This is a genomic window from Vibrio sp. SCSIO 43097 (genome assembly GCF_023650755.1).
Taxonomy (GTDB): Bacteria; Pseudomonadota; Gammaproteobacteria; order Enterobacterales; family Vibrionaceae; genus Vibrio; species Vibrio alginolyticus.
Window position 1 is genome coordinate 381,998 of record NZ_CP071841.1, and the last position, 19,501, is coordinate 401,498.

Genomic DNA, 19,501 nt, shown 5'->3' on the forward strand with positions numbered 1-19,501 from the left:
CACGGTGGTGTATAACGATTGGAGAGTTATATGAAAACTATCGGTCTTCTAGGTGGTATGAGCTGGGAGTCGACGCTTAGTTATTACAAATTGATCAACGAAGGAGTCAAAGAGACGTTAGGCGGCTTAAATTCCGCAAAAATTTGTATGTATAGCGTGAATTTTTCGGAGATAGAGAAACTTCAACATCAAGGTAAATGGGAAGAAACGGCAAGCATTCTATCTGATGCTGCATCTTCAATAGAAAAAGGGGGCGCTGACTTCATTCTTATTTGTACTAACACAATGCACAAAGTTGCGCCTCAAATTGAAGCCAGTATTAATATCCCCATACTACATATCGCAGACGCGACTGCTGAGTTACTTCGTGAGAAAGGGGTTCAAAAGGTCGGACTCCTTGGTACTCAATTCACAATGGAGCAAGACTTTTATAAAGGAAGGCTTTCCGACCGTTATGGGCTTGATGTCGTCATTCCCGATCAAGACGACCGCTCTAAAGTACATAACATTATTTATAAAGAGTTATGCCAAGGTGAAATCAAAGAGGAGTCAAGTACGATATACTTGCAAATTATTGAAAAACTAAAAGAGCACGGAGCTGAAGCTGTGATTCTCGGGTGCACTGAAATTGCCTTACTTGTAAACCAAAGTCACACCGATGTTACACTACTCGATACCACTTCTATCCATGCTCAAGCAGCAGTCCGTTTGGCAATTGAAGGTGAATGATCTACGCTTTCTTTCCTGCAAAAAAAGAGAAAACCAAGCACAAGGTTTTCTCTTTTTTATTATCAAGTTATAAGCGAGCAAATTTGAGTGTTCTGTATCCACCAATCAAGTTGCGGGCTTTGTAACCATTGTTGACCAGCTGACGGTATGCTACGTTACCGCGTAACCCAACTTGACAGTAAATCACGATCTCTTTGTCTTTAGGAAGTTCGTGCATGCGACGACGTAGTTGATCGACAGGAATATTAATTGCACCTTCAAGATAACCAACGGACTCCAATTCACCAGGATTACGAACATCAAGTAACAGTTGGTCTTCTGTCAGTGAATCCATTTCATCATAATGAATCGCGGTCGCATCGCCTTTGATGATGTTATTTGCCACAAACGCCGCTTGGTTAATTACATCTTTAGCAGAGCCATAAGGTGGCGCGTAAGTTAGCTCGAGGTGTTGCAGTTGCTCTACCGTCATACCAGCACGCTGAGCAACTGCCATTACGTCGATACGTTTATCAACACCGTCTTTACCTACTGCTTGCGCACCTAGTATTTTACCTGTTACTGGATCAAACAACATTTTGAACGACACAGTTTCTGCACCTGGGTAGTAACTCGCGTGACTTGCTGTATGCACATACACTTTTTCATAAGCGATGTTTTCACGTTTCAGCTGTTTCTCGTTTTTACCAGTAGAAGCGACGGCTAAATCAAAGATCTTACAGATCGCCGTGCCTTGCGTACCTTGGTAAGTTTCTTGGCGGCCAAGCATGTTGTCTGCTGCCATTCGGCCTTGACGGTTTGCCGGGCCCGCAAGTGGCACTAGAGTTTGCTCGCCAGTCACGAAGTCTTTCTCTTCTACCGCGTCGCCGACAGCGTAGATCGAAGGATCGCTGGTTTGCATGTATTCATTGGTATAAATACCACCAAGAGCGCCGATTTCTAAGCCAGCTTCTTTTGCTAATTTGGTCTCGGGGCGAACACCAATTGCCATAATCAGAATATCGGTGGTGAGTCTTTCACCATTGTTTAGTGTTAATTCCAATTCACCTTCTAGATGTTGGTGTTTTTCGCTTTCACCAGAGTCGAAACTTGCCACGTGCTCGTTAGGTACGAATTTCACCGACTCAAGTGCGACGCCAAGTTTAAGGTCGATGCCTTTCTCACGAATTTCAGCATGTGCGAAGCCAGCCATTTCACGGTCAACGGGCGTCATCACTTGATCCGCCATTTCAACTAATGTGGTTTTTATGCCTAGCTGGTGGAAGGCTTCCATCATTTCCAAACCGATAAAACCACCACCAACGACCGTAGCGTGTTCAACTTTGTTGGTTTCGATCGTTTTAATGATGCGATCCATATCTGGAATATTGCGCAGCGAGTGTGTTAACGGGTTATCAATACCCGGAATAGGCGGCACAACTGGACCTGCGCCAGGGCTAAGTAGAAGAAAGTCGTAGCTCTCTTGGTATTCCGAGCCATCAAGCAAATTGTTAACCGTAACCGTTTTGTCTTGACGGTTAATAGAAACCACTTCGTTCATCACACGGACATCAACATTGAAACGCGCTAGAAAGCTCTCAGGCGTTTGAAGAAGCAGTTTGCTGCGCTCTTGGATATCGCCACCAATGTGATAGGGTAAGCCACAGTTTGCAAATGACACAAATGGACCGCGTTCAAACATAATGATTTCTGCGTCTTCACTAAGACGACGAGCGCGAGCTGCTGCAGATGCACCGCCAGCAACCCCACCAATAATCACGATTTTGCTCATGGATTTCTCCTGCTGAATGATCGAAAACGCCTACACCTTACTTAAATAAATTAGCTAAGTCTAATGTTATATAATCTACATTAGCATTGACTTAATAATATTAATTAGTAATATCTAATAAAATGTAATGTAGTAATGTAGTAATGAAGAGGCATAAGAATGGGCGACAGTATGCTACAAAGTGCGACCGAAGCGAGTGAGCTGCTTAAAATTATGGCTCATCCAGAGCGCCTAATCGTGATGTGTAAGCTGATTGAAGGCGAGAAAGGGGTCGGTGAACTGTTTGAAGGTTCATCATTAAGCCAATCTGCTTTTTCACAACATCTCACCGTATTGAGAAAGCACGACATTATTAAAGCTAGAAAAGTTTCTCAGCAGGTATTTTATTCAATTTCTGATGAAAGAGTTGGTCCGCTGGTTGAGGCCTTTAAGCAAGTTTTCTGTAAGTAATTAGTTTGGCGGTTGCTATGTTTGAAGTTCCTTGGATGTCGCTGTTGGGCGGCATAATAGTTGGCGTATCAGCGATAACACTGATGCTATTTACTGGCAAGACTGCTGGGATCAGTGGGATCTTAAACGGTGCCGTTGAGAACGCAGATCGCGTTTGGCGCATTGTTTTTTTAATTGCGATGGTATTAGGTGGCGTGTTTGCTGTTTATGTTCTTGGCGGGCATGTACCAGAACAGTACAGCGGTTCTGTTGTTTTAGTTATCGTTGCTGGCTTGGTAGTCGGTGTCGGTACGCGTATCGGCAATGGTTGTACTAGTGGTCATGGCATTTGTGGGATAGGGCGTTTCTCAATCCGTTCTGTGGTCGCGACGTGTACTTTTATGGCCACAGCCATGTTAACCGTCTTGCTAGTATCGTGAGGAATAGTGCCGTTATGAAAACTCATGTAATGAAAAGTATTAAGCAAATGTCCGTTGTTGCATTTTCTGGTGTGCTCTTTGGTATTGGTATGGTGGTCTCTGGTATGGCTGAACCGGCAAAAGTGATTGGCTTTCTCGATATTACTGGAGCATGGGATCCAAGCTTAGCCTTTGTAATGGGCGGAGCACTTGCGGTGTTCGTTCCAGCTTATCTTTTATTAATAAAGCCAAGAAGCGAATCTGTGTTTGGTGATGAGATTGTATGCCCAACTTCTAAAGCGATAGACAAAAAGTTAGTCGGTGGTGCTGTACTGTTTGGTATTGGTTGGGGGTTACTGGGTGTGTGTCCTGGTCCTGCGGTTGCCAGCCTTTTCACTGGCAACACACAAGTTCTGCTCTTTATAGTGGCAATGGCGGCTGGGTCATTCACCGCTAAAAGAGTGGTTCGTCAATAAAGAAAGTACTTCAACGTTAAAAATAGTACTTAAACGCTAAAAAGTGAGTGTCGTAGAAACCGGGCAATGGTCACTCAGTTTATAGTCGAGTACATCTTGTGTTTTGAAAACGGTTTGAACACCAGACGACGCCTTTAAATCACCACTCGCAATGATGTGGTCTATCACCGAGCGGAATTGGTGGGTTTTATTCGGATTACGATTAGAGCGCACTTTACATTCCGCTTTAGTGTCTTTAGTCACTAGCTTTGCACTAGTATTGTCCGATATCACGTCCCACAACCAATCTCCTTGATAACCCAAGTTGTGGTTAAAGTCGCCAAGCACGACATAATGTTGTTTGTTGTCCTCGCGCGCCTTTATCCACTTAGCTAGTGCCTGTCCTTGTTGTTTCACTATCTTACAATCGCGGTTATTACGATACGCGCCACTGCAACCCGCTTTCAGATGTACAGAGAGTAAGTGAGTCTCGTTTTCTTGGTTTGGATTTAAAACAAGGTAGCTCGCGAAGCGCAGCTTGCTGTTGCCTCGTGTGATAGAGAAGTCTGGCTTGTCTAATACGCTTACGCCATTGCGCACGGCAAAGCCTGTGTATTGGTTGGTGTCGTTAAACTGAAGGTGTCGGTTGGAGGCGTTTGAACGATCGGAAAGATAAATAGTGAAGTCATTGCCAACGGCTTTTTGGATGGCAGCAGCACTTTCGACTTCTTGAAAAGCAAGAATGTCGGCTTGTGTTTTATCCACATAGTGGGTCAGTTTTTCAAAATCTTGCGGTGTTCTCGACACTTTTCCACCATCTATAGATAACCATTCTATGTTCCAACTGGTTAGATTGATGGAGTTTTGAGCAAATGAAAGAGAACTAAAAAGTAATATTAACGTAACAAAAAGTGATCGCATTTTGGCCTGTTGCACTCCTATCTTTTAGCGTATTCCTTTCCATCCTTTATCCTACAAGACCTCCAAAAATAGCAAGTAGATTTAGTACCAATTTTGCAATTTTCATGGTTTTCTTCGCAACTGAGATCAACGCCAATAAGATCGATTTCTTCTTGTTCGCTAGCCAATCTTTATTGATCAAAATCAATGTTTTCGAGTGGTGCTTTTCGTTAAATACGCCACAATATATTGTGTTGCTAGAATAAAAAATAACCCCATATAGTGTATTTGTGGATAACTCTGTGAGTATGCTCGGGTAAGGAGAACAAGGTGAAACCAATCGTAATCAAACGCGACGGATCAAGAGCTCCGTTCAACAGGGATCGTATCCAAGCAGCAGTTGAAGCAGCAGCGGAAAACAAAGATAAAGATGTCGCTATTTATGCTCTTAATGTGGCTCTTGCTGTCGAGTTACAGTTAAGAGAACACGATGAAGTTCACATCCATGAGATTCAAGACTTAGTCGAAAATGAACTCATGCAAGGTCCTTACAAAGCCCTAGCGCGTTCTTACATTGAATATCGCCACGATCGCGACATCGCTCGTGAGAAGCAAAGTGCACTAACTCGCGAAATCGAAGGTTTGATTGAAGAAAGTAATCTGGATCTAATCAACGAGAACGCGAACAAAGACGGCAAAGTAATTCCGACTCAACGTGACTTGTTGGCTGGTATCGTAGCGAAACACTACGCGAAGACGCACATTCTTCCTCGCGATGTGGTTCAAGCGCACGAAGTGGGTGACATTCACTACCACGATTTAGACTACGCACCGTTCTTCCCAATGTTTAACTGTATGCTTATCGATCTTAAAGGTATGCTGACGCATGGTTTTAAAATGGGTAACGCTGAGATTGATACGCCAAAATCAATTTCGACTGCAACAGCGGTAACAGCGCAAATCATTGCTCAAGTCGCGAGCCACATTTACGGTGGTACAACCATCAACCGTATTGATGAGGTTCTAGAACCGTACGTAATCACAAGCTACGAGAAACACCGAGAGATCGCAAAAGAGTGGAACATTGCTGAGCCAGAAGAGTTCGCAAAAGCGCGCACTGAGAAAGAGTGTTACGACGCATTCCAATCTCTAGAATACGAAGTAAACACGCTGCATACAGCGAACGGTCAAACCCCATTCGTTACGTTCGGTTTTGGTCTTGGTACAAGCTGGGCATCACGCCTGATCCAGAAATCGATTCTGAAGAATCGTATTGCAGGTCTAGGCAAGAACCGTAAAACAGCGGTATTCCCTAAACTTGTATTCGGCATCAAAGATGGTTTGAACCACAAATCAGAAGATCCAAACTACGACATCAAGCAACTTGCGCTTGAGTGTGCGTCTAAGCGTATGTACCCAGACATTCTTAACTACGACAAAGTAGTGGAAGTAACCGGTTCATTCAAAACGCCAATGGGTTGCCGTAGCTTCCTTGGTACTTACGAAGAAAACGGTGAGCTGATTCACGAAGGTCGTAACAACCTTGGCGTCGTGAGCTTGAACCTTCCTCGTATCGCTATCCGTGCAAACGGAAGCGAAGATAAATTCTACGAGCTTCTAAATGACCGCCTACGTCTTGCTCGTAAAGCACTAGAGACACGTATCTCTCGCCTTGAAAACGTGAAAGCACGTGTGGCCCCAATCCTATACATGGAAGGCGCATGTGGTGTTCGCTTGAAAGCAGACGACTCAATCGCAGATATCTTCAAGAACGGTCGTGCGTCTATTTCTCTTGGTTACATCGGTGTACACGAGACAATTAACGCGCTATTCGGTACAGAAGCGCACGTTTATGATGACGCTGTTTTGCGTGAAAAAGCGGTCGCGATCATCAAGCATCTAAAAGATGCTGTGAATCAATGGGCTGACGAAACAGGTTATGGCTTCAGCTTATATGCAACGCCAAGTGAAAACCTATGTAGCCGTTTCTGCCGAATCGATGCGAAAGAGTTCGGTGTAATTGAAGGCGTAACAGACAAAGGTTACTACACCAACAGCTTCCACCTAGATGTTGAGAAGAAGGTGAACCCGTACGACAAGATCGACTTTGAGATGCCTTACCCAGAAATCTCAAGTGGCGGCTTTATCTGTTACGGCGAGTTCCCGAACATGCAACGCAACGTTGAAGCACTAGAAAACGTATGGGACTACAGTTACACCCGAGTGCCTTACTACGGTACAAACACGCCAATTGATGAGTGCTACGAGTGTGGCTACAACGGCGAGTTTGACTGTACAAGTAAAGGCTTCACTTGCCCAAGCTGTGGTAACCATGACTCAACTAAAGTATCAGTAACACGTCGAGTTTGTGGCTACCTAGGCAGCCCAGATGCACGCCCGTTTAACTTCGGTAAGCAAGAAGAAGTGAAGCGCCGAGTTAAACACCTGTAAGGTTTACTACCACTCGTTTTAACACTTTGAAAATCAACTTTAAACAGGTTGATTTTCTCTTTCGCGATAACACAGAGACGCATTATGAATTACCACCAATACTATCCAATTGACGTTGTTAACGGACCGGGTACGCGCTGCACGCTGTTTGTGTCGGGTTGTGTGCATCAGTGCCGTGGGTGTTATAACCAGTCGACGCAACGTTTGGATTCTGGTGTACTTTTCACGCAAGAAGCGGAAGACAAAATCATCGCTGACTTAAACGACACGCGTATCAAACGCCGTGGCTTGTCGTTGTCGGGTGGAGATCCGCTTCACCCTGCTAATGTGCCTCATATTTTGAAGATAGTGAAAAGGGTGAGAGAGGAGTGCCCAGGTAAAGACATTTGGGTTTGGACTGGCTACACGCTGACGGAACTGAATAACGCGCAAAGGGAAGTGGTGCAATACATCGATGTTTTGATTGATGGTAAGTTTGAACAAGACAAGAAAGACCTCAATCTCGAATGGCGTGGCAGTTCAAACCAAATCATTCATCGCTTTACGGACATCTAATCAAGCATTCTCCGCACATAAAAAGGGCTCTCGCGTGCATAACGGGTGAGCCCTTTTGGTGTGAGTTCGTTAATGTCTTTTTGGTTACGCTGTCACCGATTGATCATCTTCAACCATATTATTTATCCAACGTTTAGATTGAATACGGTAAGTCGTCAGTACGCCTTTCACTAACTCTTCCGCGAGCAGAGACATCAAGACAAAATGCAAAGGCAGCCCTAACACCATGCCTGTGTAATAAGTAAGGGGGATGCCAATAGCCCACTGACCGAACGTGTCGATGAAAATGCTATAGCGAATATCAGCGCCACTATTTAGTACGCCGCCAATCCCAACCATGTTAAACACCCTCAAAATCATACCTAGCGCCATGACTAAACATACGTTAAGTGCCATGTCTGCATCGGTTAACGGGCTCAGTACCAATAGGTGATGAATCATGGGCGAGCTCAACCACACTAGGAAAAACAGCAAGGTGGCTAAGATTGCGCTGGTTAACACATACCACCACGCCGTTTTCTCGACTCGGTCATAATGTTTTGCACCAATATCATTCCCAAGAAGAACGGATGCAGCGACCGCAAATCCCATAAAGGTTGAAATCAGTACCCCTTCAATCGGTGATAAGAATGAGATGATCGCCAGTTCTGAAACGCCCAATTGACCATAGATGATGCTGTAAACGATCAATCCACCAGTCCAAAGCGCATCGTGGACCAACATGGGTAAAGAAACCTTAAAGTACTTTTTTCGATACTGTTTTAAGCGGCCTTGTACCCAATCGAACTTAGTCGGAATTAGGTAAGCATATCGTTTGTAGAAAAAATAAATCAAGACGGCGGTTTGGAAAAATCGAGAAACAAAACTACCTACGGCTGCACCAAATACGCCCCATTGAGGGAAACCAAATAAACCAAAAATCAAAACATAATTAAGCGCGACGTTAACGACAATGGCGGAGATACTAACGTTGGTTGCCAGTTTGGTTTGGCCCACGGAGCGCAATACCGCTTCAATCGGTACTACTATCGCCGTAGCAATGAGGCTAAAGCCCGTAACCACAAGATAATCACGTGCATAAGTGACGTATTCAGGATCGTCTGACATAAAAGAGACGATCTCTTCATCAAAAATCGCATAAAGAACGATAAACGGCAGCGTCACCAAAATGGAAATAAACCAAGATTGCGCCAACGTACTGCGAATTCCGGCTAGGTTTCCTGAGCCGTAGTATTGAGAAGCAAGTACGGTAACTGCACCGCACAGGCCAAAGACAACCGCTAGGTTGAAGAAAAAGATACGATTTCCAACTCCAACTGCTGCCGTTGCAGATTCTCCGAGTAGGCTTACCATGAAAATATCCACGACGCCGAGCAAAGCAAAAAGCATGGACTGAAGTGAAACAGGTAGGCCAATCGTAATCAGCTTTTGCCAAAATGCTTTATCGATGTATTCGCGTGTTAAGAGCATCGCATTTCTCCTTAAAGATTAATGCGAGTAGTTTATCCTCATGATTTGGCGGTGTATTTTTCAAAGGAATCCAAAACCTTTGTAAAACTCTCTACTAACGCACATGTGAGCCAATAAATCATGGAAGATAAACAAGAACGCTACGCGATTTCAGAAAAAACTTATCAAGAGTTTATTGATCACAGTCGAGTATTAGCACTTGAGGAGAGAGGCATTGTGCAGTGCGGCATTGCCACTTGTCGTGACTTCTTCTCTGTTTATCGTAAAAACCAAAAGAAACACATGCTGCTCTATACGGTGCGTGGTAAAGGGTGGCTAGAGAGTGGGACTTATCGATACGATTTGGAACCGGGCTCGTTGATTACAGTACCCGCAGGTGTTGAAAACGGTTTTGGTATAGAAGAAGAACCTTGGCAGATCGCGTGGCTTTTTCTTGCTCCTGATAGAGAGTGGCCGATATTAGAATGCGATGTTCGCTACCAGCTTTCATCTACACCTGAAGTGATGTATGCATGTATCCAAACGTTACTACGCAGCATTAACCTTCCAATCGATTATGGTGGTGCGGTAGGTGAGCATAGTGTGGCTCAGTTAGAGCTGATGTTAAACATGCCGCCCTCAGAGTCGATATCACGCAGCCAATTGAGGCTTCGGCGTGTATTTGACCTTGTCCAACGTCAGCTCCATAAGGATTGGAGCGTTGAGCAGGTGGCGGCTCTATATCCATGTTCGGAGCCTCATTTGCATCGACTGACTCAAAAGCAGTTTGGTCGAAGCCCAATGGCACATTTAACGCGTATGCGCATGGAATATGCTGCTAGGTTACTTCGTTCAACAGAATGGCCAATTCAGCATATTGGAGAAATAGTCGGATATCCGACCAGCGCTAACTTTAGTACACGTTTTAAAGCGTGGTCGACCATGACACCAAGAGAGTTTAGAAAAAACGGTAGAGTGGATTGGTACAACGAGGAGTGAATCGTTCTTTTTCTGAACGATAGAGCGCACAAAACTCACCGCAATCCAGAATTTTGTTCTCTAATTGATGAAATAAGTGAAAAATCATTTCGTCATTTTTTGCGATGGTGTTAACGTGAGGTTCGGTACTTGAATTTCAAAGGGTTATGACTTTCATGTTTTCTAATCTCCCAACTCCCGTATTAGATCCTATTTTATCTCTATCCGTTGCATACCGTAACGATGAACGTCCAAACAAGGTTGACCTTGGCATTGGCGTATACAAAAACAGCGCAGGCGAAACGCCGATTATGAAAGCCATTCAAATGGCGCAGGATGTCGTTGTTGAAACTCAAAAAACCAAGTCTTATGTTGGTCTTGCAGGTTGCGAAGAATTTAATAAAAGCATGATCAATTTGCTACTGACGGGAACGTCTGCAATGGATCGTGTTGCAGCTATTCAAACGCCAGGTGCAAGTGGTGCGCTGCGTATGCTCGGTGATCTAATGAAGATCGCACAGCCAGATACGACGGTTTGGATTTCCAACCCAAGCTACGTAAACCACAAGCCAGTGATGGAAGCAGCAGGCCTTAAAGTTAAGTTCTACCACTATTTCTCTTCGGAAACGAAACAAGTAGACACCGAAAAAATGATGGATGATCTTGCGAAAGCTGGGCCTTCAGATGTGGTACTTCTTCATGGTTGTTGCCACAACCCAACTGGTGCGGATATTGACTTCTCTGCTTGGCAAGCCATTACAGAATTGTCGCAGAAGAACGGTTTCATCCCATTTGTGGACATTGCTTACCAAGGCTTCGGTGATGGCCTAGAAGAAGACGCAAAAGGCCTTCGTTTTATGGCAGATAACGTTGAAGAGATGTTGATTACTACTTCATGTTCGAAGAACTTTGGTCTGTACCGTGAACGAACTGGTGCAGCGATTGTGGTTGGTAAGAACATGCATGATGTAACCAATGCAAAAGGTAAACTCCTCACTCTAGCTCGCTCGACTTACACGATGCCACCCGACCATGGTGCAGCTTTAGTTAAGACCATTCTGCAAGATGACAATCTCACTTCCGTTTGGAAGCAAGAATTGAGTGAAATGCAACATCGTTTGGTTAGCCTTCGTCAAAGTTTGTGTAACGAGTTGAGAAACAACCATAATACAGATCAATTTGATTTCATTGAGGGTCACAAAGGCATGTTTACTGTGCTAGGCTTTAGTGGAAACCAAATGGCGCAACTGCGTGAAGATTATGGCATTTATGGTGTTGGCGATGGTCGAATTAACATTGCCGGACTTACCGAAACTCATATTCCATACGTAGCGGACGCAATTAAGAAAGTATCTCAAGCTTAATTGGAGTGTGGATGAAAAACTGGAAACTGATTCTGCCGCTTATGATGAGCGGCAGTTTAATTGCTTGTACGTCAACTCAAACGACGCAGGAACCTGTTGAGCCAGAGTCGCCAAAGGTCGAAGAGCCCGTTAAAGTCGAGCCAGAAGTGAAACCTGATGTAGATCCAAAGCCAGAGGTGGAGCCCAAACCAGAAGCGAAACCTGAGAAAAAGCCGGAACCAAAGCCTAAGAAGCCAGTCAAGGTCACAAAAACACCCGATGGCATGTTAATTCTTGGTTCTGAAGAATGGGTTTATGTTCCTGAAATTGACCAGACTTTCAAGGCTAGAGTCGATACAGGTGCGACAACATCATCAATTAGTGCGACTGACATTGTTCCGTTTGAGCGTGATGGTAAAGACTGGGTTAAATTTAAGATAGATTTAGGTGACAAAGACACCAAAGAATTTAAAGTACCCGTTGAGCGCTGGGCTAAAGTTAAGCAGTCTTCGTCAGAAGAGGTGGATAAACGAGCGGTGGTAAAAGCCTACATTACCGTTGGGGATCACAAAGAAAAGACAGAGTTTACGTTAGCGGATCGCGGACATATGACGTTTCCAATTTTGCTTGGTCGAAGCTTTTTTAGAGATATCGCCGTTGTAGATGTATCGAAAAAATATGTGCAAGATAAACCTAAAAAAACCGCTAAAAACTGATGTATTACAGCTAGTTTCTGCTACAAGCTAATGATTCGTGATTAACAAAAAATGGCCTCCAAAATTGGAGGCCATTTTTATTGAATCATATGCTTGCTTGTGATGCCCTGGTAGTCATAGTCATGTCCACTAAAATGCAAAACGAGCAGACATTACAATTTGCTGGCCATAGACACCATTATTTTTGAAATCTGCACCAAGCGATAGTTGCTGAGTTGAGTGGAATCGTGCGCCCAGATTGTAAATGGTGTTCGAATCGTCATTATCTATGATTTGGCCGATACGGCCATGTAGCTCAACATTTTGCATAAACCAAATACGAGTGCCAATATTCACTTCCGTGCGCCACTCGTCGCCCACTTTATCACTGCCGTTCTCTTTAATGTTGTGTACCAACATTTGGCCATAAATATCTGCAAATTGGCCTGCTGGCCCATTAAAGCCTATACCACCAGCAATGTCCCAGTCTCCGCTGAATTCACTGTCTGCGCGAGCAATGAAATGGGTATTCTCTGTAAAGTAGGTATTGAACTCGCCACCAAATGTACCAGGGCTAGTGCCCATGCGAAATTCCATCGTGTTGTAGTTGAAATTATTTGCGTGTGCGGAAAGTGGCAAAATAGCACACAAACCAAAGGCTGCAACCTTTAGAGCTTTACCTAGCATGGTGTCTCCGGGCAAGATGATTAAAATGAACAAAAAAATGGTCTGCAAAAAGCAGACCAAGATTGATAAAGCTATCATTTTAAGTGCTTGCCGTCACTATTTAGCTGTAATCGTCACTACATCATGTTGATATGCACAGCAATCGGGGTTTGTTTTACATGACCACGAGTTGTTCGACTTCAATCTCTGGTTTGTTCCCGCCTTCAAATTCGCCAAACAGACGGACTTTAGTCGTGTGATCAATCGGAGTATTTAGCTGAATATCGTCATCGAGTTCGACCATCACTTCACCGGAACCATCGCTAAAGACAAACTTATCCGCGCGAACTTGACGCAATAAGTTACCTTCAACGACCACATCTTTTTCAGTAAACATATTGGAGTCGTTTAGCAAGGCATCCAATTTTTCCACAGTGACAGGACCGTTAAACTGCAAGTTTGATTGGTTTTGAGCGTTATCTTTCGCGAACGCGATAGAAGGAGCAATAGCTAAGGCGGCGATTGTTGCGATAATTGTATTCTTTTTCATGTTACATCCTCATCGGTTTGTTTTGATGGGGTCATTAAAGCAGGGCTTGTTTGAACCAATGATGATTTCAACATTCATATTCTATTCATTTGCTTGAGTAAGTGGGGACGATGACGTTATGATTGTTCATCTTCCTCTATTCCTTACAAATGTTCATGAAATCAGCGATCCCATCTTTAATGGTTCAAGGCACCACTTCGGATGCCGGAAAAAGTGTCCTTGTGGCAGGTTTATGCCGTGTATTAGCACGAAAAGGGATAAATGTTGCCCCATTTAAGCCACAAAACATGGCACTAAATAGTGCGGTAACCAAAGATGGCGGTGAAATAGGTCGAGCACAGGCCGTTCAGGCACAGGCGTGTAATATTGAGCCAACCGTACATATGAATCCGGTTTTAATTAAACCTAACAGTGATACAGGTGCTCAGATCATTTTGCAGGGTAAGGTGATTTCCAATATGGATGCGGCTGGCTTTCATGATTACAAGAAAGTGGCGATGGACACGGTGTTAGATTCCTTCTCTCGTCTGACTCAAGAATTTGATTCGATCATTATCGAGGGCGCGGGGAGTCCTGCTGAAATCAATTTACGAGAAGGCGATATTGCAAACATGGGTTTTGCTGAGGCCGCTGATGTACCAGTGATCATTGTTGCTGATATTGATCGTGGTGGAGTGTTTGCACATTTGTACGGAACACTTGCGCTACTTTCTGAATCTGAACAAGCGCGAGTAAAAGGATTTGTTATCAACCGTTTTCGAGGTGATATTCGTTTATTGCAATCGGGCCTCGATTGGCTAGAAGAAAAAACAGGTAAACCTGTACTTGGTGTACTTCCTTTTCTCCATGGTTTGAATTTAGAAGCAGAAGACGCGATCACTGCGCAGCAAGAGTTGCACTCTGAGGTAAAACTGAATGTTGTTGTGCCTGTTTTAACCCGGATTAGTAATCATACTGATTTTGATGTGCTGCGATTGAATCCAGACATCAATCTACGTTATGTAGGTAAAGGCGAAAAAATAGATAAAGCCGACCTGGTTATTTTGCCTGGGACCAAATCAGTGAGAGACGATCTGGAGTATCTAAGAAGCCAAGGGTGGGATAACGATATCTTGCGTCATATTCGTCTTGGTGGAAAAGTGATTGGTATCTGTGGCGGCTACCAGATGCTTGGAAACTTGATTGATGATCCAAACGGCGTCGAAGGCCAACCAGGTCAAAGCGAAGGACTTGGGTTGCTTGATATCACTACGACGCTAACTAACAGCAAACAGCTTACAAACACACAAGCACAGCTTTCTCTTAACGGCAAAACAGCCAATGTAAAGGGTTATGAAATCCACGTAGGGCGAAGTGAAGTACGGGGCCTGCAACCTCTTACATTCAGTTCCGGTGAAGCGGAGGGGGCGATCAGCGAGTGTGGCCAAATCATGGGAACCTACCTTCACGGGTTCTTTGACGAGGCAGATGTCTTAAGCCTGGTATCAGAATGGGTAAACGGCACCCAAATCAAACAACAAGACTTTGAAGAGTTAAAGGAGCAAGGCATTAATCGCATCGCAGATGCGATAGAACAACATATGCGCCTTGATTTTTTGTTTAAATAGCACATTAACTGATTGAACTTTATATTCAAATAACCTGTTCTTTCGCTTGCCTTGTATTGGAGTATCTCTATGAAAGCATGGAAACAGCATGCTTGCCTTGCGGCAGTATTAAGCATTTCATTTTCAGCAAACGCAGCAACGAACCTAAAAGTGTATGCAGCCTCTTCTATGACGAATGCGATTAACGAGATCGCGCAAAACTTTGAAGAAAAGTATGACGTTTCTATCACTCCCGTTTATGGTGGTTCTTCTTCTATCGCTCGACAAATTATCAATGGCGCACCAGCGGATGTATTCATTTCTGCGAACACGAAATGGATGGATTATTTGGTCGATAAAGACGTCATTTTTCGTGACAATGTCACAAATCTAGTGCGCAATAGCTTAGTGTTGATTGCTCCCCAGTCTTCAGAATTAACCTCATTTAACTTTTCTGATGCAAAGGCATGGGAGAAGGCATTGCATGGAAATCGTCTTGCTTTAGGCAATCCGACGTCAGTACCTGCTGGTATGTACGCGAAAGAGTCATTGACTACACTGGGTGTATGGAAAGCGGTTCAAACTCACGTCGCACCAGCAAAGAATGTGCGCTTAGCTTTGGCGTTGGTTGAACGTGGAGAAGCGCCTTTAGGTGTGGTCTACAAAACCGATGCTCAGTTAACTGATAAAGTCAAAATTGTCGGCGAATTTGCGACTGATACGCATGCGGCTATTGTGTACCCGGCTGCAATTGTGAATGATTCTACTGAGTCGGAGCAGTTCTTCCAATACCTAAAATCGGACGAAGCCGCACGCGTTTTTGCTCAATATGGCTTTCAGCAATAAACCGGCCTTCAATTATAGGAACGAAGCGTGACAGAACTGGAATACCAAGCCTTAATGTTAAGCCTCAAAGTAGGCGCGTACGCAGTACTTTGGCTGATTCCTCTCGGCGTTTTTCTTGCTTGGCTACTTTCTCGAAAAACGTTCTTTGGTAAATCGATTCTCGATAGCTTAATTCATTTACCACTGGTATTGCCGCCAGTGGTAATCGGCTATTTATTGTTGATTTCTTTAGGACGACAAGGGGTCCTTGGAAAGTGGCTCTATGAAAACTTAGGGGTAGTATTTAGCTTTAATTGGAAAGGGGCAGTAGTCGCTTGTATTGTCGTGGCTTTGCCTTTGATGGTTCGTTCAGTACGCTTAAGCTTAGATAGCGTCGACCCTAAATTGGAGCACGCAGCCTCTACGTTAGGCGCTTCTCCTTTAAAAGTGTTTCTCACCATCACGTTACCACTGACCATTCCCGGAATTATTACGGGCACGATGCTGTCATTTGCTCGTAGTCTTGGCGAATTCGGGGCGACGATCAGTTTCGTCTCTAACATTCCGGGTGAGACCCAAACGATTCCGCTGGCAATGTACAACTTTATTGAAACGCCAGGTGCAGAAATGCAGGCGGCTCGTCTGTGTATCATTTCTATCGCGTTAGCCTTGTCTACATTAATGATCTCTGAATGGCTAAATCGTAAAGCGGCAAGCAGATTGGGTGCGAAGCAATGACGATTAAAGTCCAATTTAAACAAATGCTTGGTGAGACTGACTTCGACATCAAACTTAAGTTACCCTGTAATGGAATTAGTGCCTTGTTTGGACGATCTGGTGCAGGTAAAACGACGTTGATTAACATCATCAGCGGATTGGTCACTCCAAGGCAAGGGTATGTTGCGGTTGGTGAGCATGTTTTGTTTGACAGTGAACAGGGAATAAACCTACCAACGCACAAGCGTGGCATTGGTTATGTGTTTCAGGATTCACGTTTGTTTCCTCACTATTCGGTTCAAGGCAATTTGTTGTATGGCGTTAAAGAAAAAGATGACGAGTATTTTGATGCAGTCACCGAACTCTTGTCTATCAAACCGTTACTAAAGCGCTTTCCGGTATCACTTTCTGGTGGTGAAAAGCAACGTGTTGCGATTGCGCGCGCATTGCTATCTAAGCCCAATTTGCTTTTGATGGATGAGCCACTTGCCTCACTCGATATGCCAAGAAAGCGTGAGGTAATGCCTTTTCTCGAGGAGTTGTCGGAGAAGGTAAATATCCCTATTATCTATGTCACACACAGTCTCCAGGAAATTTTAAGGCTTGCTCAGCACCTTGCAATTATTGACCAAGGTAAAATTTCGAGTTCAGGTAAGCTTGAGGAAGTGTGGGCTTCTCATGCTATGCGTCCATGGCAATCTTTCTCAGACCAAAGCAGCTTATTTGAAGGCCGGATTGCTGAACATCATGAACGTTATGCACTGACTTGTATCAACCTTGCACCTAATGTATTCCTGTGGGTGCAAAAGATTGACGGAACACCAGACACGCCAATACGCTTGCAAGTGCGTGCCAATGACGTTTCTATCACGCTCGAGCAGCCCAAGGCGACGTCGATTCGAAATATTCTGCCTGCTATTGTCGATTCCATCGAAGTGTTTAACGCAGCCGATGACAAACAGAGTATTAATGTATCACTCAAGCTAGACGAGAAATGTTATTTGTGGGCAACGATCACACCGTGGGCCCTTGACGATCTCAACCTAAAAGTTGGTAGCCGTGTTTTTGCACAAATTAAAGGTGTCAGTGTGACACAAAAAGATATGGCACTAGCGCCTCATTAACCGTTTAGACTGATTTACGCTTCATGATCAAAAAAGGCCGCAAAGTGCGGCCTTTTTTACTAGAAGAATGCCGGAATTACTTCGCGAATACTTCTTTGAATTCACGCTTAAGAAGTGGGTCACGACGTGCTTTCTTCAGTTGCTTAACCATGTCTTTCACGCAGTTGTGAAGCACATTATCAAGTAGTTGAGCACGGTATTCTTCTTTATCTTCATCTGTCATGTTTTCTGGCAGATTAAGAGTAGGGAACTCTTCCATCACATTAATACCAGCGAATGCTTGGCCTACAGAAACTAGAGCATGAAACTGTTCAAAGTTGTCTAGAATGTTCTGTGCACTTGCTGGCATTTCGTCCCATGATTCACGTACCGCTTCTTCAGACACTTCATGGATAGAGGTAACCATTTCGAACATTTGCTCTGGAACTTCGTCAAATTCGATAACTTTACGTAGCTCTGGAGAAATGCTGGCTAGATCGATTTTTTTGCTTTCGCTGTTAGTTGCTTCTGACATGGTGTGTCTCTCATTACAAAAAGGCGGGAATATTAATACCAAATGCATCAAATAGCTATACCCATTAGTCCGCAAGATGACCAAAGTGAATGAGTTTGTTGAGCTTCTGCTCACAGGCCATGATTAGATAGGGTAACGTTCAGTCTAACTGCTTTATGCAATGGATTCCGTGATATTCAAACAAAAATATAGCACTTAATTATGAGTCAAATGCAACAACTCTATGAGTATGGTATATGTTTAATAAAGACATAATTAAAAATGGAACGCGTTATGCAACCGACAGGGACATCGATGCGAATCCTTCTGGTTGACGATGTTCAGCTAGACAGGATGCAGTTGGCTATTCGTCTAAAGCAACTTGGACATATTGTAAAAGCCGTAGGTAGTGGACTAGAGGCGTTAAATACCTACGAGAGTTTTGATCCGGAGCTGGTGTTACTCGATATATCAATGCCAGATATGAACGGTTTTGAAGTCTCTCTTCATATAAGAGAAACGTTTCCGGATTGGATCCCAATTATTTTCTTGAGTAGTCACGAAGAGCCAGAAATGATTGCTAAAGCCATAGATGCGGGCGGTGATGACTATTTAATTAAGCCGGTAGATAAACTGGTACTGAACTCTAAACTTATCGCAATGCAGCGTATTGCTCATATGAGACGAGAGCTTAAGCAAGCGACAGCTCAATTGGAGCAGGTTAATCAACTTTTGACTCAGCAAGCGAATGAAGATGGCCTAACCAAACTCTATAACCGCCGTTATATCGACCATAAGTTGGAATCGATGGTTGCATGGCATGGTCGTCACAATATGCCAATGGCTTTGATTCTATTGGACGTCGATTTTTTTAAACCGTTTAATGATAATTACGGTCATATTGAAGGCGATCGTTGCTTGCAAGCGATTGCGAATCAACTCAAGGCTACTTTTTGTCGCTCTGGGGAATATGTAGGTCGATATGGTGGAGAAGAGTTTGTCGTGTTGCTAGGGTGTACCGACACTCAAACAGCAGAAAGAGAAGCCGAGCGTATACAAGAGGCTATGTATTTTCTCGATTACCCACATGAGTATTCTAGTGTGTCAAATAGAGTGACAGTGTCACAGGGTGTTTTTGTTTTTCAACCGACAGGGAAAGAAGTGCAATCAGACTTGTATGCAACCGTTGATAAAGCGCTATATACCTCGAAGTCTTTGGGAAGAAACACACATACTTTAGTTAATTCTCTTTAAAAACAAAATTTTATGAATGTCACAATCGGGCGTATACCTTATACCTTTGATTAGATAGATAACATCGGGATAGTGGCAACGATCAGTGCAGTTATTATGCTGATGGGGAAGT

The 19,501-nt window shown here is 43.9% G+C and carries 20 protein-coding genes; 14 read left to right on the plus strand and 6 right to left on the minus strand.

Annotated features, from left to right (window positions below; translation table 11 throughout):
- Positions 1-30 precede the first annotated feature (30 nt).
- The gene (locus tag J4N40_RS18100) at positions 31-729 is read left to right on the plus strand and encodes an aspartate/glutamate racemase family protein (RefSeq protein ID WP_115386653.1); all 699 of its coding nucleotides are present in this window, start codon (positions 31-33) and stop codon (positions 727-729) included.
- A 67-nt stretch (positions 730-796) separates the two neighbouring features.
- On the opposite strand, the gene J4N40_RS18105 is transcribed toward J4N40_RS18100, so the two are convergent.
- The gene (locus J4N40_RS18105) at positions 797-2,500 is read right to left on the minus strand and encodes an FAD-dependent oxidoreductase (RefSeq protein WP_017820173.1); all 1,704 of its coding nucleotides are present in this window, start codon (positions 2,498-2,500) and stop codon (positions 797-799) included.
- 159 nt (positions 2,501-2,659) lie between these two features.
- Between J4N40_RS18105 and J4N40_RS18110 the strand changes: the two genes are divergently transcribed.
- The 3 genes from J4N40_RS18110 to J4N40_RS18120 are packed head-to-tail and all read left to right on the plus strand — an operon-like array spanning position 2,660 to position 3,824.
- A complete protein-coding gene (locus J4N40_RS18110) occupies positions 2,660-2,950 on the plus strand; it encodes an ArsR/SmtB family transcription factor (protein WP_005376206.1) in 291 nt (96 codons plus the stop codon).
- A gap of 5 nt (positions 2,951-2,955) precedes the next feature.
- A complete protein-coding gene (locus J4N40_RS18115; protein WP_503054846.1) occupies positions 2,956-3,369 on the plus strand; it encodes a YeeE/YedE family protein in 414 nt (137 codons plus the stop codon).
- Positions 3,370-3,383: 14 nt separating this feature from the next.
- A complete protein-coding gene (locus tag J4N40_RS18120) occupies positions 3,384-3,824 on the plus strand; it encodes a YeeE/YedE family protein (RefSeq protein WP_053307706.1) in 441 nt (146 codons plus the stop codon).
- A 36-nt stretch (positions 3,825-3,860) separates the two neighbouring features.
- On the opposite strand, the gene J4N40_RS18125 is transcribed toward J4N40_RS18120, so the two are convergent.
- Positions 3,861-4,724, minus strand: a complete 864-nt coding sequence (locus tag J4N40_RS18125; protein WP_213972173.1) for an endonuclease/exonuclease/phosphatase family protein — start codon at positions 4,722-4,724, stop codon at positions 3,861-3,863.
- A 309-nt stretch (positions 4,725-5,033) separates the two neighbouring features.
- Here J4N40_RS18125 and nrdD point away from each other — a divergent pair, with 309 nt between their 5' ends.
- The gene (nrdD, locus tag J4N40_RS18130) at positions 5,034-7,154 is read left to right on the plus strand and encodes an anaerobic ribonucleoside-triphosphate reductase (protein WP_213972174.1); all 2,121 of its coding nucleotides are present in this window, start codon (positions 5,034-5,036) and stop codon (positions 7,152-7,154) included.
- Positions 7,155-7,238: 84 nt separating this feature from the next.
- Positions 7,239-7,709 (plus strand): anaerobic ribonucleoside-triphosphate reductase-activating protein, encoded by a 471-nt coding sequence (gene nrdG, locus J4N40_RS18135; RefSeq protein WP_017634628.1) that lies wholly within the window; start codon positions 7,239-7,241, stop codon positions 7,707-7,709.
- 84 nt (positions 7,710-7,793) lie between these two features.
- On the opposite strand, the gene J4N40_RS18140 is transcribed toward nrdG, so the two are convergent.
- A complete protein-coding gene (locus J4N40_RS18140) occupies positions 7,794-9,179 on the minus strand; it encodes an MATE family efflux transporter (RefSeq protein WP_250654638.1) in 1,386 nt (461 codons plus the stop codon).
- A 120-nt stretch (positions 9,180-9,299) separates the two neighbouring features.
- Here J4N40_RS18140 and J4N40_RS18145 point away from each other — a divergent pair, with 120 nt between their 5' ends.
- The 3 genes from J4N40_RS18145 to J4N40_RS18155 all read left to right on the plus strand — a co-directional run bounded on the left by J4N40_RS18145 (position 9,300) and on the right by J4N40_RS18155 (position 12,195).
- Positions 9,300-10,157: an AraC family transcriptional regulator gene (locus J4N40_RS18145; protein ID WP_025767758.1), complete on the plus strand. Its 858-nt coding sequence runs from the start codon at positions 9,300-9,302 to the stop codon at positions 10,155-10,157.
- Positions 10,158-10,312: 155 nt separating this feature from the next.
- Positions 10,313-11,500 carry an amino acid aminotransferase gene (locus J4N40_RS18150; protein WP_025767759.1) on the plus strand — a complete coding sequence of 396 codons (1,188 nt, stop codon included), beginning with the start codon at positions 10,313-10,315 and terminating at the stop codon, positions 11,498-11,500.
- Between the two features lie 11 nt (positions 11,501-11,511).
- Entirely contained in the window at positions 11,512-12,195 is a 684-nt protein-coding gene (locus J4N40_RS18155) for an ATP-dependent zinc protease family protein (protein WP_005388032.1), read from the plus strand.
- Positions 12,196-12,324: 129 nt separating this feature from the next.
- On the opposite strand, the gene J4N40_RS18160 is transcribed toward J4N40_RS18155, so the two are convergent.
- Positions 12,325-12,861: a hypothetical protein gene (locus J4N40_RS18160; RefSeq protein ID WP_017634623.1), complete on the minus strand. Its 537-nt coding sequence runs from the start codon at positions 12,859-12,861 to the stop codon at positions 12,325-12,327.
- Between the two features lie 154 nt (positions 12,862-13,015).
- Positions 13,016-13,390: a YgiW/YdeI family stress tolerance OB fold protein gene (locus J4N40_RS18165; RefSeq protein ID WP_005376220.1), complete on the minus strand. Its 375-nt coding sequence runs from the start codon at positions 13,388-13,390 to the stop codon at positions 13,016-13,018.
- 155 nt (positions 13,391-13,545) lie between these two features.
- On the opposite strand from J4N40_RS18165, the gene J4N40_RS18170 reads away from it, so the two are divergent.
- From J4N40_RS18170 to modC, 4 genes are all read left to right on the plus strand, one after another.
- On the plus strand, positions 13,546-14,997 hold the full coding sequence (locus tag J4N40_RS18170; protein WP_170896982.1) for a cobyric acid synthase: 1,452 nt from the start codon (positions 13,546-13,548) through the stop codon (positions 14,995-14,997).
- A gap of 69 nt (positions 14,998-15,066) precedes the next feature.
- A complete protein-coding gene (gene modA / locus J4N40_RS18175) occupies positions 15,067-15,822 on the plus strand; it encodes a molybdate ABC transporter substrate-binding protein (protein ID WP_054700905.1) in 756 nt (251 codons plus the stop codon).
- Between the two features lie 27 nt (positions 15,823-15,849).
- On the plus strand, positions 15,850-16,539 hold the full coding sequence (gene modB / locus J4N40_RS18180; protein ID WP_054575444.1) for a molybdate ABC transporter permease subunit: 690 nt from the start codon (positions 15,850-15,852) through the stop codon (positions 16,537-16,539).
- The gene (modC, locus tag J4N40_RS18185) at positions 16,536-17,642 is read left to right on the plus strand and encodes a molybdenum ABC transporter ATP-binding protein ModC (protein WP_054575980.1); all 1,107 of its coding nucleotides are present in this window, start codon (positions 16,536-16,538) and stop codon (positions 17,640-17,642) included. The genes modB and modC overlap by 4 nt, the downstream gene beginning before the upstream one ends.
- Before the next feature lie 76 nt (positions 17,643-17,718).
- On the opposite strand, the gene J4N40_RS18190 is transcribed toward modC, so the two are convergent.
- On the minus strand, positions 17,719-18,156 hold the full coding sequence (locus J4N40_RS18190; RefSeq protein WP_005376232.1) for a DUF3069 domain-containing protein: 438 nt from the start codon (positions 18,154-18,156) through the stop codon (positions 17,719-17,721).
- Between the two features lie 273 nt (positions 18,157-18,429).
- Between J4N40_RS18190 and J4N40_RS18195 the strand changes: the two genes are divergently transcribed.
- A complete protein-coding gene (locus tag J4N40_RS18195; RefSeq protein ID WP_005376234.1) occupies positions 18,430-19,389 on the plus strand; it encodes a GGDEF domain-containing response regulator in 960 nt (319 codons plus the stop codon).
- Positions 19,390-19,501 lie beyond the last annotated feature (112 nt).